At 73.3% G+C, this 14,628-nt stretch carries 14 protein-coding genes; 8 read left to right on the forward strand and 6 right to left on the reverse strand.

Features of this window, described 5'->3' with window-relative positions; genetic code table 11:
* The first annotated feature begins 252 nt into the window (after positions 1-252).
* The 5 genes from ACQP17_RS04125 to ACQP17_RS04145 all read left to right on the forward strand — a co-directional run bounded on the left by ACQP17_RS04125 (position 253) and on the right by ACQP17_RS04145 (position 5,432).
* Complete coding sequence (locus tag ACQP17_RS04125; RefSeq protein WP_364876650.1) at positions 253-1,014, forward strand: DeoR/GlpR family DNA-binding transcription regulator; 762 nt, start codon at positions 253-255, stop codon at positions 1,012-1,014.
* A gap of 210 nt (positions 1,015-1,224) precedes the next feature.
* On the forward strand, positions 1,225-2,604 hold the full coding sequence (locus ACQP17_RS04130) for an ABC transporter substrate-binding protein (protein WP_433854977.1): 1,380 nt from the start codon (positions 1,225-1,227) through the stop codon (positions 2,602-2,604).
* Positions 2,585-3,568 carry a carbohydrate ABC transporter permease gene (locus tag ACQP17_RS04135; protein WP_433854978.1) on the forward strand — a complete coding sequence of 328 codons (984 nt, stop codon included), beginning with the start codon at positions 2,585-2,587 and terminating at the stop codon, positions 3,566-3,568. The genes ACQP17_RS04130 and ACQP17_RS04135 overlap by 20 nt, the downstream gene beginning before the upstream one ends.
* A complete protein-coding gene (locus ACQP17_RS04140) occupies positions 3,565-4,443 on the forward strand; it encodes a carbohydrate ABC transporter permease (RefSeq protein ID WP_433854979.1) in 879 nt (292 codons plus the stop codon). The genes ACQP17_RS04135 and ACQP17_RS04140 overlap by 4 nt, the downstream gene beginning before the upstream one ends.
* Positions 4,440-5,432, forward strand: coding sequence for a zinc-dependent alcohol dehydrogenase family protein (locus ACQP17_RS04145; RefSeq protein WP_433854980.1), 993 nt, complete (start codon positions 4,440-4,442; stop codon positions 5,430-5,432). The genes ACQP17_RS04140 and ACQP17_RS04145 overlap by 4 nt, the downstream gene beginning before the upstream one ends.
* Here ACQP17_RS04145 and ACQP17_RS04150 read toward each other — a convergent pair.
* From ACQP17_RS04150 to ACQP17_RS04170, 5 genes are all read right to left on the reverse strand, one after another.
* Positions 5,344-6,462, reverse strand: a complete 1,119-nt coding sequence (locus tag ACQP17_RS04150; RefSeq protein WP_433854981.1) for a winged helix-turn-helix domain-containing protein — start codon at positions 6,460-6,462, stop codon at positions 5,344-5,346. The genes ACQP17_RS04145 and ACQP17_RS04150 overlap by 89 nt on opposite strands.
* A gap of 225 nt (positions 6,463-6,687) precedes the next feature.
* Positions 6,688-7,188, reverse strand: coding sequence for an NUDIX domain-containing protein (locus ACQP17_RS04155; protein WP_433854982.1), 501 nt, complete (start codon positions 7,186-7,188; stop codon positions 6,688-6,690).
* 5 nt (positions 7,189-7,193) lie between these two features.
* Positions 7,194-8,741 (reverse strand): ATP-dependent DNA ligase, encoded by a 1,548-nt coding sequence (locus ACQP17_RS04160; protein WP_433854983.1) that lies wholly within the window; start codon positions 8,739-8,741, stop codon positions 7,194-7,196.
* Positions 8,742-8,806: 65 nt separating this feature from the next.
* On the reverse strand, positions 8,807-10,180 hold the full coding sequence (locus ACQP17_RS04165) for an FAD-binding oxidoreductase (RefSeq protein ID WP_433854984.1): 1,374 nt from the start codon (positions 10,178-10,180) through the stop codon (positions 8,807-8,809).
* 10 nt (positions 10,181-10,190) lie between these two features.
* Positions 10,191-11,132, reverse strand: a complete 942-nt coding sequence (locus tag ACQP17_RS04170; RefSeq protein ID WP_433854985.1) for an antibiotic biosynthesis monooxygenase — start codon at positions 11,130-11,132, stop codon at positions 10,191-10,193.
* A 143-nt stretch (positions 11,133-11,275) separates the two neighbouring features.
* On the opposite strand from ACQP17_RS04170, the gene ACQP17_RS04175 reads away from it, so the two are divergent.
* The gene (locus tag ACQP17_RS04175) at positions 11,276-11,842 is read left to right on the forward strand and encodes a nucleoside deaminase (protein WP_364876634.1); all 567 of its coding nucleotides are present in this window, start codon (positions 11,276-11,278) and stop codon (positions 11,840-11,842) included.
* A gap of 119 nt (positions 11,843-11,961) precedes the next feature.
* Here ACQP17_RS04175 and ACQP17_RS04180 read toward each other — a convergent pair whose 3' ends face one another.
* Positions 11,962-12,729 carry a hypothetical protein gene (locus ACQP17_RS04180; RefSeq protein WP_433854986.1) on the reverse strand — a complete coding sequence of 256 codons (768 nt, stop codon included), beginning with the start codon at positions 12,727-12,729 and terminating at the stop codon, positions 11,962-11,964.
* A gap of 497 nt (positions 12,730-13,226) precedes the next feature.
* On the opposite strand from ACQP17_RS04180, the gene ACQP17_RS04185 reads away from it, so the two are divergent.
* The gene (locus ACQP17_RS04185) at positions 13,227-13,928 is read left to right on the forward strand and encodes a histone deacetylase (RefSeq protein ID WP_433854987.1); all 702 of its coding nucleotides are present in this window, start codon (positions 13,227-13,229) and stop codon (positions 13,926-13,928) included.
* A gap of 101 nt (positions 13,929-14,029) precedes the next feature.
* Positions 14,030-14,608, forward strand: a complete 579-nt coding sequence (locus ACQP17_RS04190) for a dihydrofolate reductase family protein (RefSeq protein WP_433854988.1) — start codon at positions 14,030-14,032, stop codon at positions 14,606-14,608.
* The last annotated feature ends 20 nt before the right edge of the window (positions 14,609-14,628 follow it).

Genomic DNA, 14,628 nt, shown 5'->3' on the forward strand with positions numbered 1-14,628 from the left:
CACCACCCCGGGCCCGTCCCGCGGCCGGTCCCGGAGCCCCGTACGGGCCCGTCACCAGGGCCGTACGGGCACCCGTTCGTGCATCCGGCCAGGCTGACAGCGCCTCGAAGCGGGCAGAAACGGGCAGATCTTCTGCCGTAACGGGCAGCCGTGCGCACCGCCCCGCTTGCTATAAACCTGATGCGGGCGGAAACGGGCAGTCCCGTGACCGAACGGAAAATGGAAATGATCAGAATCAGCCAGGAGTGAGCCATGAGAGCCGAGGAACGCCAGCACCGCATCCTCGCGCTCGCCCGGCAGTCCGGCCGGGTCGAGGTCGCGGACGCCGCGGCGGAGTTCGGCGTCGCCCGTGAGACCGTGCGCCGTGATCTGAGCGAGCTGGAGCGCCGGGGCCTGGTCCGGCGCACTCACGGGGCGGCGTACCCGGTCGAGAGCGCCGGTTTCGAGACCACCCTCGCCCGCCGGGAGACCCAGCAGGTGGACGAGAAGCGCCGGATCGCGGCGGCCGCAGCGGCGCTGGTCGGCGAGGCGGAGACGGTGTTCGTCGACGAGGGCTACACACCCGAGCTGGTGGCCACGCTGCTGCCCGCGGACCGTCCGCTGACCGTGCTCACCGCCTCGCTGCGGACCGCCTCGCTGGTCGCGGCGTCCGACGACATGACCGTCCTGCTGGCGGGCGGCCGGGTGCGCTCGGGCACCCAGGCGACGGTGGGCTCCTGGGCCCGCGACATGCTCGCCCGGTTCGTGATCGACCTGGCGTTCCTGGGCGCGAACGGCGTCTCCCGGGAACACGGGCTGACCACCCCGGACCCGGCGGTGGCCGAGGTCAAGGAGCAGGCCCTGCGCTCCGCCCGGCGCCGGGTGCTGGTCGGCGTGCACAGCAAGTTCGGCGCCAGCAGCTTCTGCCGCTTCGGCGAGGTCCGCGACATCGACACGATCGTCACCGACGCGGGCCTGTCCGCGCCGGAGGCGCATCGCTACTCGCTCCTGGGGCCGCAGGTGCTCCGGGTCTGACCGGGCGGGAGCCGCCCGGACGACCGGCCCCGTACGGCTTCACCACATCCTCCACAGCGCACCGCCGGCAGTCGGGCGATCCCCGGCCGCCGGACGGCTCCCCGGCGTACCCCGAAACAGCGGGAACCCGCCCCCGCACCGCCCACCCCGGCGGCCGCCCCCTCCTTCCCCTCCCCCGCCCCCTGTCCACGCCTCAGAAAGGTACGAGCCGTGAGAGCACGACCCCCCGGACCGCGCCGCGGCAGCCGCCCCCTGGGGCTGACCGCCCTGGCCGTGGCCCTGGCGCTGTCCACCACCGGCTGCTACCGCGGCGCCGGCGACGCGGGCAACGAAGGCCGCGACACGCTCAACGTCCTGATGGTCAACAACCCGCAGATGGTGGATCTGCAACGGCTCACCGCCGAGCACTTCACCAAGGAGACCGGCATCACGGTCCATTTCACCGTGCTGCCGGAGGACGACCTGCGCGACAAGATGAGCCAGGACTTCTCCAGCCAGGCCGGGCAGTACGACGTGGCCAGCGTCAGCAATTACGAGACGCCCATCTACGCCCGCAACGGCTGGCTCTCCCCGCTCGGCGCGAAGGCCGCGGCGGACCGCGGGTTCGACCAGGGCGACATCCTCCCCCCGGTCCGCTCCTCGCTGACCGCCGCCGACGGCAAGCTCTACGCGGAGCCGTTCTACGGCGAGTCGTCCTTCCTGATGTACCGCAAGGACCTCCTCAAGGCCGCCGGGCTGACCATGCCCGCCCGGCCCACCTGGCACCAGGTCGCCGCCATGGCCGCGAAACTGGACGGCTCCCGGCCCGGCATGAAGGGCATCTGCCTGCGCGGCCAGCCCGGCTGGGGCCAGCTGGCGGCGCCGCTGACCACCGTCGTCAACACCTTCGGCGGCACCTGGTTCGACAAGGACTGGCGGGCGAGGGTCGACAGCCCGCAATTCACCGCCGCCACCCGGTTCTACGTCGACCTGGTGCGCAAGCACGGCGAGCGGGGCGCCCCGCAGGCCGGCTACACCGAGTGCCTCAACGACATGCAGCAGGGCAAGGTCGCCATGTGGTACGACGCGACGGCCGGGGCCGGTTCGCTGGAGAGCGACGACTCCAAGGTCGCCGGCAAGGTCGGCTACGCCCCCGCGCCGGTGGAACGGACCCGTGAGGCGGGCTGGCTCTACACCTGGGCCTGGGGCGTGCAGAAGGCGAGCAAGCACCAGGACGCGGCCTGGAAATTCATCTCCTGGGCCTCCGGCAAGAAGTACGAGCGGCTGGTGGGCCACGAGCTGGGCTGGTCGCGGGTGCCCGGCGGCAAGCGCGCCTCGCTCTACCGCGACCCGTCCTACGCCAAGGAGTCCGGGGCGTTCGCCGGTGCGACCGAGCGGGCGATCAGCGCGGCCCGGCCGCAGGACCCCGGCGTCCAGCCGCGCCCGGCGCCCGGAATCCAGTTCGTCGGCATCCCCGAGTTCTCCGACCTGGGCACCAAGACGTCGAACGAGATCAGCTCGGCCATCGCGGGCAAGCAGAGCGTTCCCGAGGCCCTGACGAAGAGCCAGCGACTGGCACAGGAGGTGTCCGATGCCTACCGGGATCACTGAACCCGTGGCCGGCGCCCCGGCGCCCGCCGTCGACAGCGGTGTCCGCCCGGCCGTGCGGGTGCGACGCGGGGAGCGCGCGAAGGCCTGGGCCCGCCGGGCCCCGCTCCTGCCCGCGCTGGTCTTCCTCGTCCTGGTCACCCAACTGCCGTTCCTGGCAACGGTGGTGATCTCCTTCACCCGCTGGAACGCGCTGGCCCCCGGGCACCGCGGCTTCGCCGCCCTCGACAACTACCGGGCCGTCTTCACCGATCCGGCGATGCGGGCCTCGGTGGGCACGACGGTGCTGCTGACGGTGACCGTGGTGCTGGTCAGCCTGCTCCTCGGGCTCGGTCTGGCGCTGCTGCTCGACCGGAGCTTCCGCGGTCGCGGCCTCGTACGGACCCTGCTCATCACGCCGTTCCTCATCGTGCCGGTCGCCTCCGCGCTGCTGTGGAAGCACGCGCTGTACAACGCCTCGTACGGGCTGCTCAACGGCGGGCTGACCTGGATATGGGGGCTGTTCGGCAGCGAGCGCCCGCCGCAGCCGGACTGGATGACCGACTCCCCGCTGGCCGCGGTGGAGGTGTCGCTGATCTGGCAGTGGACCCCGTTCATGATGCTGATCCTGCTGGCCGGGCTGCAGAGCCGGGCGGCGGACGCGGTCGAGGCGGCCCGGATGGACGGCGCCTCCGCGTTCGACATCTTCCGTTATCTGACCCTGCCGCATCTGCGGCGCTACCTCGAACTGGCCGCCCTGCTGGGCACGGTGTACGTCGTCCAGAACTTCGACGCGGTGTTCACCCTCACCTCCGGCGGCCTGGGCACCGCCAACCTGCCGTACACCATCTACCAGACCTTCTACCAGGCCCATGACTACGGACGGGCGTCCGCGCAGGGCGTCGTCGTGGTGCTGTGTTCGCTGCTGGTGGCGACCTTCGCCCTGCGCACCGTCTCGTCCCTGCTGCGCGAGGAGGTCACCTCATGACCGGCGTTCCCCTGACCCCGCGCCGCGGCCGCTCCCCGGCCACCCGGAACCGGCGGCGCACCGGCGGCCTGCTGGGCCTGGCGGCCTGGCTGTGCGGGATCGCCTTCTTCCTGCCCGTCGCCTGGATGGTGCTCACCTCCTTCCACAGCGAGGCGGACGCGGCGACCAATCCGCCGAGCGTCGGCGCGGGGCTGAGCCTGCACGGCTACCGCGAGTTCTTCGGCACGTCGGGCGGCGGCGTCAGCCCCTGGCCCCCGCTGCTCAACTCGCTGACCGCCTCCGTCGCCTCCACCCTGCTGGTGCTGCTGCTGGCGGTGCCCGCCGCCTACGCGCTGGCCATCAAGCCGGTGCGCAAGTGGAGCGATGTCCTCTTCTTCTTCCTGTCCACGAAGATGCTGCCGCTGGTGGCCGGACTACTGCCGGTCTATCTCGTCGCCCAGCACACCGGGATGCTCGACAGCATCTGGCTGCTGGTCCTGCTCTACACCTCGATGAACCTGCCGATCGCGGTGTGGATGATGCGCTCGTTCCTCGCCGAGGTCCCGGTGGAGATGCTGGAGGCTGCCTCGATCGACGGGGCGGGGCTGACCACCACCCTCACCCGGATCGTCGCCCCGGTCGCCATGCCGGGCATCGCGGCGACGGCCCTGATCTCCTTCATCTTCAGCTGGAACGAGCTGCTGTTCGCACGGGTCCTGACCGGCGTCGTGGCCGGTACCTCGCCGGTCTTCCTGACCGGACTCGTGACCAGCCAGGGCCTGTTCCTGGCCAAGGTGTGCGCCGCCGCCACCGTCATCTCCCTCCCGGTGCTGCTCGCCGGGTTCGCCGCCCAGGACAAACTCGTCCAGGGCCTGTCGCTTGGAGCCGTGAAATGAAAGCCGCAGTGATCAGCGCCCCCGGCACGGTCGAGGTCAGCACCGTCGAGGACCCGACGCCCGGCCCCCGCGAGGTCGTGGTCTCGGTCGCCGCCTGCGGACTGTGCGGCACCGATCTGCACATCCTCCAGGGCGAGTTCGCGCCCACCCTGCCCGTCGTGCCGGGCCACGAGTTCGCCGGCACGGTCGTCGCCACCGGCGGCGCGGTGACCGAACTGGCCGAGGGCGACCGGGTGGCCGTCGACCCGTCGCTGTACTGCCACGAGTGCCACTACTGCCGCCGGGGGCGCAACAACCTCTGCGAGCGCTGGGCCGCGATCGGCGTGACGACCTCCGGCGGCGCCGCCGAGTTCGCCGTCGCCCCGGTCGCGAACTGCGTCAAGCTGCCCGAGCACATCCGCACCGAGGACGCGGCCCTCATCGAGCCGCTCTCCTGCGCCGTGCGCGGCTACGACATCCTGCGCTCGGCCCAGCTGGGCACCCGGGTCCTGATCTACGGCTCGGGCACGATGGGCCTGATGATGCTGGAGCTCGCCAAGCGCACCGGCGCGGCCGGCGTCGATGTCGTCGACATCAACCCGCAGCGGCTGGCCACCGCCCGCACCCTGGGCTGCAGCGCCGCGGCCGGCTCCGCCGACGAGTTGGACCGGCCGCGCGGCTGGGACGTGGTCATCGACGCCACCGGCAACGCCCACGCCATCCAGGACGCATTGGGGCGGGTCGGCAAGGGCGGCACCTACCTCCAGTTCGGCGTCGCCGACTACGCGGCCCGCGCCACCATCGACCCCTACCGCATCTACAACCAGGAGATCACCATCACCGGCTCGATGGCGGTCCTGCACAGCTACGAGCGCGCCGCGGAGCTGTTCGCCGCCGGAGCCCTGGACCCGGAGGTCTTCATCAGCGACCGGCTGCCGCTGGACCGCTACGCCGAGGCGCTGGGCCGCTTCCGGGCAGGCGAAGGGCGGAAGATCCTGGTACGGCCGTGAGGCCCGGCGGGCGGCGCTGCACGGCGCCGCCCGCAGGGGCGAGTTCGCCGTGCAGCAGCGCCGTGCCGAGCGGGGTGAGGGCATGGACGACACAGCCGCCGTCCCGCCGGCTGCGGGCGAGGTTGGCCTCGCGCAGGGCGCTGACGTGCTCGCTGGCCGAGGGGGCGGAGACCCGCAGACGGCGGGCGAGTTCGCCGGTGGTGGCCGGGGCGTCGAGGGCGGCCAGGATGCGTGCCCGGGTCCGGCCGAGCAGGGTGCACAGCGCCTGCGGATGGCGGCCGCGGGTGGTGGCCGGCGCCCAGGACGTGGCGTGCTCCACGGGGTGGACCAGCACCGGTGGCAGCCCCGGGTCGGCCAGGGCGATGGGTCTGCGCCAGCAGAAGTGGGAGGGGATCAGCCGCAGTCCGCGCCCCCGCAGCCGCAGATCGCGGTCGTGGGGGTAGTCGACGTGCAGCACCGGCGGCTCCCAGCGCAGCGCGGGGCGGTAGCTGTCCAGCAGCCGGTCGACGCCGTCGCGGCACAGCGTGCGGGCGCGGGCGCCGCGGTCGGAGTCGACCGTGGCGCCCGCCTCCGTCCACTCCGGGGCGATCACCGCGCCGTGCACCTCCCGCAGCGCGGCGGCCAGTTCGTCCAGCGGCCGCCGGCTGCCCGCGGCCAGCGCCCCTCGCCAGCGCGGGAGCCGGGCCGGCAGCGCGGCCCGCGCCGTCTCGGCGAGCAGCCGGCCCCGGGGGGTGTCCCGGATCGCGGCCAGGCCCGCGGCCAGGCCGTCGCGGGCCGCGTCGGGGGTGAGGAAGTCCGGGAAGTAGGGGGCGTGGGCCGGGGCCAGGGCGCCGATCAGCCGGGCGGCCGGTAGCAGCCCCCGTTCGTCCAGTTCGCGGCGGGCCCTGGCGCGCCAGGGCCCGAAGACCGGCACGCCGCGGCCGGGCGGCACCAGATGGTGCATGGCCAGCACGGTTTCCCAGAGCGGATCGGGTTCGGCGGCGATCTGCACCCGTGCCAGATCCCGGTCCTCGAAGTGGATGCGCAACATGCGGCCCCCGCGGCATGCTCATGACCCTGTGGCCAGGGCCCCCCGTTCGGGACCCGGCCGTGCGGGCCCCGCCGTCAGACTGCCCGGCGGGAACGCGGCTGTCGAGGGCGGCCGGGAGCCTTCGGCCTGCGCGGTGGTGAAGATGGGGAGCGCGGGGCGCCCTTTCACCGCCGGGGGCGGCCGTCCTGGCCGTCCCGTACGGCCGGGTGATCAACCGTACGGCCGCTACGGGCCGCCGGATGCCCGGTCCTCGTCGGCCAGTTGCGCGGCCAGCCGGTCCAGGAACACCTGCTGGCCCGCGACCAGCCGCTCCCGAGCCTCGTGCGGCGCGTACCAGGCCACCCGGTCGATCTCCGGGAAGGCGGCGGTCACCCCGGACCCGCGCGGCCACTCCATCTCGAAGGTGCCGGGCACGATCCGCCGCGGATCGAGATCGCCCTCGACGGCCCAGACGGTCACCACCTTGCCGCTCGCCTGGCGCACGTCCCCCAGGGGGCGGTAGGGACCGGCGGGCGGCGGCAGCCCCAGCTCCTCGGTGAACTCCCGCCGGGCGGCGTCCCACGCCTCCTCCGGCGGCAGGTACTCGCCCTTGGGCACGGACCACGCCCGCGCGTCCCGCCGCTCCCACAACGGACCGCCCATGTGCCCCAGGAGCACCTCGACTCCGGCCGCCGACCGCCGGTACAGCAACAGCCCGGCACTGCGCTTCCCCGCTCTTCCCGCCACGGCCGCTATCGTTCCCCGTCGTCGTGCGCGGCCCGCACCGTCTCGACGGTGTCCGCCTCGGCCGCGGTCTTGTCCTCCCGGTAGCGCAGCACCCGTGCGAAGCGCAGGGTCACGCCGGCCGGGTAGCGCGTGGAGGTCTGCAGCCCGTCGTAGGCGATCTCGACGACGAGTTCCGGACGCACCGTCACCACCTGGCCGTCGTCCGCCACCGCCAGCTCCCCCAGCCGCTCGGTCTGCCAGCGGAGGGTGGCGTCGGTCAGCCCCTTGAAGGTCTTGCCCAGCATGACGAATCCGCCGTCCGCCGCGCGCGCCCCGAGGTGGAGGTTGGACAGCTTGCCGGTGCGCCGGCCGTGTCCCCACTCCGCGGCCAGCACCACCAGGTCGAGGGTGTGCACGGGCTTCACCTTGAGCCAGGCGGCGCCCCGGCGGCCCGCGCTGTAGGGGGCGTCCAGCGCCTTGACCACGACACCCTCGTGGCCCCGGCGCAGGGTCTCGGCCCAGAAGTCCTCGGCGGCCGCGCGGGCCGCGGCGTCGGAGGGGTCCGCGACCACCCGGCGGCGCACCCGCAGGGGTTCGGGCACCAGGCGGGCCAGCTCCGCGTGCCGCCGGTCGGCGGGCAGTTCGAGCAGGTCACGGCCGTCGACCGCGAGCACGTCGAAGAAGACCGGGGACAGCGGCAGCGCGGCCTGCGCTGCGGAGACGTCCACCCGGGACCCGAACCGGCCCGCGACCCGCTGGAAGGGCACCGGCCGGCCCGCGCCGTCCAGGGCGATCACCTCGCCGTCGAGGATGAACCTGCCGGCCGGCAACTCCCGTGCCAGGGCGGTGACCTCGGGGAGGCGGTCGGTGACCTCGTCCAGGGTGCGGGTGTGGATCCGTACCTCGCTCCCGTCGCGGTGCACCTGTACGCGGATGCCGTCGAGCTTCTCCTCCACCGCGCAGGGGCCGAGCTTGTCGACGGCCTCGGCCACGGTCTTGGCGCTGTGCGCCAGCATCGGCCCGACGGGGCGGCCGACGGTGAGCCGGAAGCACGCGAGCGCCCCGGGCCCCTCGGCGAGCAGCGCCCGGGCCACCTCCGGCAGCGACCCGGCCAGCATCACGGCCCGCCGGACGTCCGCCGCGGGCACCTCGGTGGCGGCGGCGAGCCCCTCGGCCGCGAGGGCGTCCAGCGCGCCCTGGCGCACCTCACCGGTCAGCAGGCCGACCAGGAACCGCTGCTCCTGCCCGGTCGCCGCGGCCAGCAGGGCCCGGACGCGGCGCCGCCGCTCCGCCTGTGCCCCGGCACCGGAGACCTCCGCCAGCGCGGTCAGCGCGGTGTCCACGTCGCGCATGCTCAGCGTGGCCTGCCCCGCGGGTGCGACCGGCTCGCGCAGCACGCTCCAGCCGATGCCGATCCGTCCCTGGGGCAGCCGCCCGGCGAGGTAGGCGATGACCGCCGGGACGTCCTGCGGCGCCGCGGCCCGGAACAGTCCGGCCAGCAGGGCGATCTTCCGCGAACGCGCCGAGGTCGCGGCGACGTCCGCCGACACCTGGGCGAGGCCGGCCAGCAGCATAGGCCCATGGTGCCCCCGCGGCGCCGTTCCCGCTTCCCGGCCGGTCCGGGCCGGCCGGTTTCCGGTCAGGGGGCGAGGTAGGAGTGGAAGACGTTGTCCGGGTCCCACTGCGCCTTGATCTCCTGGAGACGGTCCCAGGCGGCAGGGGTGTACGAGCGCCGGGGCCGGTCCGCGCCGGCCTCCAGGTCCGTCTCGGCGATGTAGTGGCGGCCCTCGCCGTGCGGGTCGGCGGCGGCCATGACGTCCCGCAGCCACTGCTCGTTGGCCGGGTCCGCCTCCGGGTCCTCCCAGACCGCGTAGGGGACCAGGTAGGACGTGCCGAGCGGGGCGAAGGCCATGTTCCGCAGCAGGGCGGGCTCCGTGGAGACCGGCCGCACGGGCGAGAGCACCAGCGACTTGCCGGACGGCGCTCGGGCCACCACGTCGGCGATCCGGGCCAGTTGCGTCGCGTAGCTCTCGTCGGACCACAGGGTGTCCGCCGCGTACCGGTGCAGCGGTGGCCACAGGACGGCCGCGCCCTCGTGCAGGGTGGCGAAGGAGGTCGGCACGGGCGGCTGCCGGGTGAGCGTGCCGAAGGGGCAGTCGTCGAAGGGTTCCAGCGCCCGCAGCGCCTCCCGCTGCGTGGCCGCGAACGCGGTGGCACCGACGGTGAGCCGCAGCTCGGGTGTGCCGTCGGCGTCCGGCGGGGCGGGCTGGAGGACGAACGCCACCTCCACGTACGGCGGGAGTCCGCGCGCGACCTGCTCCGTCCACGCGGTCACCCCGTCGAGTTCCGCCATGGGGAAGGTCAGGTTGGTCGTCATGATCGAGGCGGGGTGGGGGTGCAGGGCGAGGCGGAAGCGGGTGACGACCGCGCAGAATCCCGGCCCGGCGCCCCGCGCGGCCCAGAAGAGATCCGGGTGCTCGCGCTCGCTGCAGGTGACCGTCCGGCCGTCGGCGGTCACCGCCCGGATCTCCACCACGTCCGCGCAGGACGCCCCCCAGGCGCGGGAGTTCCAGCCGAGGCCGCCACTGAGCAGAAACCCGCCGACCGCCACGCTGGGGCAGTGGCCGACGGGAAAGGCCAGGTCCTGCGGGGTGAGGGCGGCGACCAGTTCCTGGCCGGTGGCGGCGGGTTCGACCGTGGCGGTACCGGTCGAGGGGGTCAGCCGGAGCTCCCGCAGCCCGGAGAGATCGAGCAGCAGACTGTCGTCGCGCAGCGCCGAGCCGGACCAGTTGTGTCCGCCGGACCGCAGGGCCACCCGCAGCCCGTGCGCGCGGGCGTGGCGCACGGCGTGGGCCACGTCGGCCTCCGACGCGGCCCGCACGACGACCTCGGGGAACCGCCCGGGCAGCCGCGCGTTCCACACCGCGCGGGAGCGGGCGGTCTCATAGCCGGCGTCGCCCCGCCGGATCAGCGCACCCTCGACCTCGTCAGGCTCCGGCTCCCCTGGACACATCCCGGCCTCCTCACCAGATCTGCTGGGTGATCAGGCCGAAGATGCCGATGGACACCAGATAGCCGAGCACGACCACCCCGATGCCCAGCAGCTGGATGCGGCGGCTGGTGCAGCGGCCCGGCACCAGCCAGAAGGCGAGCGCCTTGTTCACCAGCGGCATCAGCAGCCAGGTCAGCGCGCTGACGCTCAGCACGTTGGACAGGAACAGGCCGATGTACTCGCGGATGGTGAGCTTCTGGAGCGCGATGCCCACGGTCAGGTTGAGCACCATCACCGTCGGATAGAGCGCCAGGACGACGGACATCGCCTGCTTCCAGTTGGGCGGCGCGCTCCCGCTCCGGCCGTGGTCGAACTGGAACCACCCGCTGAACGACGAGCCGACCTTGCGGACGTCGTAGGAGGTGAAGTGGGAGCTGCCCTCCGCCAGCAGGGCCTTGCGGGCGTCGGACTCCAGCCACTCGTCGAGGTGTGCGCGGGAGTCGAAGCGGAAGACGACCACCCAGTGTTCCTGTACGCCCCGCACCGGCTTGAACAGCTCGGAGCCCATGAAGCCGGGCGCCTTCTCCTGCTCGTGGAGCGTGCGCTCCTGCCAGTCGAGGAAGGCCTGCTCGTGTCCGGGCCGCACCTCGTGCGAGATGACGGCCGTGACCGCCTCCGGAGCCTGCTGGGCGGGGGTGGTACCGCCCTGGAGCACCTCCTGCTGCGGAGGCCCTTCGAAGAGTCCGGCCGCCTCGTGCAGCAATTCCTGCCGCCGGCTCGAATCCAGCCAGGCGGTCAGGTGGTCCATTCCGGAGAACCGGAATACAGTGACCCATTCATTTTCCTCGCCGGCGCCCGGCGGATATACCTCGGCGCCCACGAATCCCTCGAATTCACGGGCCGCCCGGTTCGCCTTGTCCTGCCACCGCTGGTAGTCATCCGTCCGCCCCTCGCGCACCTTTTGCGAGGTCACGACGGTGGCATTCTCGGCCGCTGAAGCACGGCTTGCACGGGAGCTCACCTTGAGTAGCCTAGTGCACAAGGGATTTATAGGGCAAATGGAGCATATAGCCCTACCGTTCCGCAGAGGAATCGATGCCGATCGGAGACCCCGTAATGGAACAGAAAGAACTCCTCGCAGAAGCCGTCCGGCTCGCCACGGAATCCGTGGACAACGGCTGGGGCGGCCCGTTCGGCGCGGTCATCGCCCGCAACGGCACCATCGTCGCCCGCGGGCAGAACCACGTTCTGCTGACCGGCGACCCGACCGCCCACGCCGAAGTCGAAGCGATCCGGAAGGCCGTGCAGGTCCTCAACCCGGACGCGCCGAGCATCTCCGTGGAGCGCCAGAACGAGAGCACGTTGGGGTACGTAGCCCGCCCCGAGGGGTCACCGGACCCGCTCCCGGAGCGCGCCCGGATGCTCCAGGGTCACGAGATCTACATCAGCGGCGCCCCCTGCCCGATGTGCATGAGCGCCATCTACTGGGCGCGGATGGACGCGGTGTACTACAGCTGCGACCTGACCGACACCGCCAAGATCGGCTTCGATGACTCGTTCCAGTACGAGGACTTCGAGCGGCCGCTCTCCGAGCGCCGGATCAAGATCCAGCAGATCTACCCCGAGATGGGCGCCAAGGCCTACTCGGCGTGGAACAACCGGAGGCTTCAGCACGCCTACTGACGTCCCCTCATCACCGGCGGGCGCCGGGCCCCGACGGACGTGGGGCCCGGCGTTCGCCATGGGACCGCGGCCCGCACGGGCGGCGAGGGCGCCGGAGGCGGTCCGTGCGGCGGCCGGCCTCACTCGTACATCACGTACTCCGGCTGCGGCTTGAGCGCCAGCACCTCCTTCGGCGTCATCAGCCGGCTGCCCTCGGCGTCCTCCTCGTAGAAGAGCTTGAAGCCGGTGTGGAGCCCGTCGGGCAGGTCACGGACGAGCCGCTGCCAGGTCCCGCGCTTCAAGCTCGGTGAGCCGATGCCGTCGGCGCTCTTGATCAGCGCCACGCCGGGCTGCGGCCGCAGCGCGGACTGCTCCTGCACGACGGACGGGGCGACCTGGTGGAAGACCAGCGGCTTCTGCGGCAGATCGTGCGCCTCGACCAGCCCGGACAGATAGCGGGCCACCCGGGTCAGCTCCTGGCCGCTGGTCCGCCCGTAGGTGTCACCGGGCACCTGGCCGCGGTCCATCTCCCACTCCGGGTCGAGCGCGATGCCCACGTCGGGGTGGAGCAGCCACTCGCGCAGCGCCTTGACCTCGTCGAGCACCGGGGCGCGGCCCGGCTGGATGTTGAGCAGCAGCATGGCCCGCCGGTCGCGCGCCACGTCGTGGAAGCGCCGGATGGTGGCGGCGGGCGTCCGCGAGCGGTAGGTGCCGTCCGGGCCGGCCGAGGCGTTCGCGACGGTGGCCAGGAGTTCGAGGACGGGCAGCGGCTCGCGCCCCGCGGCGTAGCGGTGCGCCACCTTCTCCACCTCGGCGGCCCGCCGCGCCGGGGTGCCGGTCCCGAGCCGGCCGAGCGCCGCGGCACCGGGCAGCCCGCAGAACCCGACCAGGCGGTAGTGCGGAAACAACTCCCGCCCACCGCGCGGGAGTTCGGAACGGCTCCGTTTGCGCGAACGGGCCGGGCGGGAGGTCGCGGAGCCGGACGGGCCGGAGGCGCCGCTCCCGGGCGAAGGGGAACCGCCGGACGTGCCGGTGGAGGGCGAACCGTCCGGCGGTGGCGCCTTGGGCGCCGACCCTCCTCCGGAGGGAGCGCCTCCGCACCCGGTGAGCACGCCGAGCCCGACCGCCGCGGTGACCGCGAGCATCCGTCGCCGGCTCGCGTCCGGCGACGGCACGGACCGGGCGGAGCGGCCGCCGGCCACCCGGGCCCCGGGTATCCCCGAGCCGCTTCGGCCTGACACCTCGTCCGTCACACTGCCTCCGTCCCCCGGCGGTTCCGGCCGATGGCCGGCGCCGGCTGTCGTTCGGACAGGTCCTGCCCGTGCAGAGCGCATCTCCAGACCGCCCGCGGCAAAACCCGGGACGGAAACGATCAAGCCACGGGCTCCCCGCGTAGCGTGGGGACGTGATCAGGCCCCGACGCCTCGAACCCCTCCGCGGTTCCCCCGAAGCCGTCCGCCGCCGCACGCCCGTGCGCCGCCTGTGGTACGCGGCGTACGGCTCCAACATGCACCGGGAGCGGCTGACCGCCTATCTGGCCGGCGGGCGCCCGGCCGGCGCGCTGCGCACCTACCCCGGCTGCCGGGACCCCCGCCCGCCGGCCCGTACGGCGGCGGTCATGCTGCCCGGGCTGCTGTACTTCGCCACCGAGTCGCAGGTGTGGACCGGCGGCCGGGCCTTCTACGATGCCGCCGCGCCGGCCGCCCCGGACCCGCCCGAACTCCCCGCTCACGCCTATCTGCTGACCACCGGCCAGTACTCCGACCTCGTGGCGCAGGAGATGGACCGGGAGCCCGGCGAGGATCTCGATCTGACGCGGGTCCTCACCCATGGGCGGGACCGGATCGGTCCCGGCCGGTACGAGACCCTGGTGTGCGCCGGGCTGCTGGACGGCGCTCCGGTCCTGACCTTCACGGCTCCGTGGCACCGCGAGGACATCACCCCGAACGCTCCGTCGGCCGCCTATCTGCGGCACATCGGGGCCGGGATCGTCGCCGCCCACGGGTGGAGCGTGCACCGGACCGCCCGGTACCTCGCCGGCTGCCCGGGAGCCGCGGGGCACTGGAGCGCCGGGGAGATCGCGGCGCTGCTCGGCACCGCTCCCTGAACGGCGCGCGGTGCGTGGCTGCTGCCCCGGCGCCGCCGTGCCGGGCACACTGGTGCCCCCGGCCGGTGCTCCCGGCCCTGACGAGGTCGGCGAGGAACGCGATGAGGAAGATCATCCTGACCATGTCGGTGTCCCTCGACGGCTACGTCGAGGGGCCGCACCGCGACATCGGCTGGCATCGGGTCGACGACGAGCTGCACCGCTACTTCAACGGACAGCTCCGGACGATGGGCGCCTTCCTCAGCGGGCGGGTCACCCATGAACTGATGGCCGGATTCTGGCCGACCGCGGATGCCGATCCGTCAGTCACGGGGCCCATGGCGGAGTTTGCCGGGATCTGGCGGGACATGCCCAAGATCGTGTTCTCCCGCACCCTGGAGCGGGCCGACTGGAACACCACCGTCATGCACGAGGTCGTCCCCGAGGAGATCCGGGCGCTCACCGCGCAGGAGGGCGGCGACCTGGCGCTGGGCGGCGCCGACCTCGCCGGGACCTTCCGCCGCCTCGATCTGATCGACGAGTACCGCGTCTACGTCCACCCGGTCCTCATCGGCCGCGGCACACCCCTGTTCCCCCCTTCGGACACCAAGGCCGACCTGCGCCTCATCGAGACCCGCGCCTTCGGCAACGGCGTCGTCCTCCTCCACTACGGGCGCGCCCGGGACATCGCGGCCACCTGACCACCGTGATCCGGCCGGGA

Source organism: Streptomyces kronopolitis (genome assembly GCF_050953795.1).
In the GTDB taxonomy this organism is placed as follows: Bacteria; Actinomycetota; Actinomycetes; order Streptomycetales; family Streptomycetaceae; genus Streptomyces; species Streptomyces kronopolitis_A.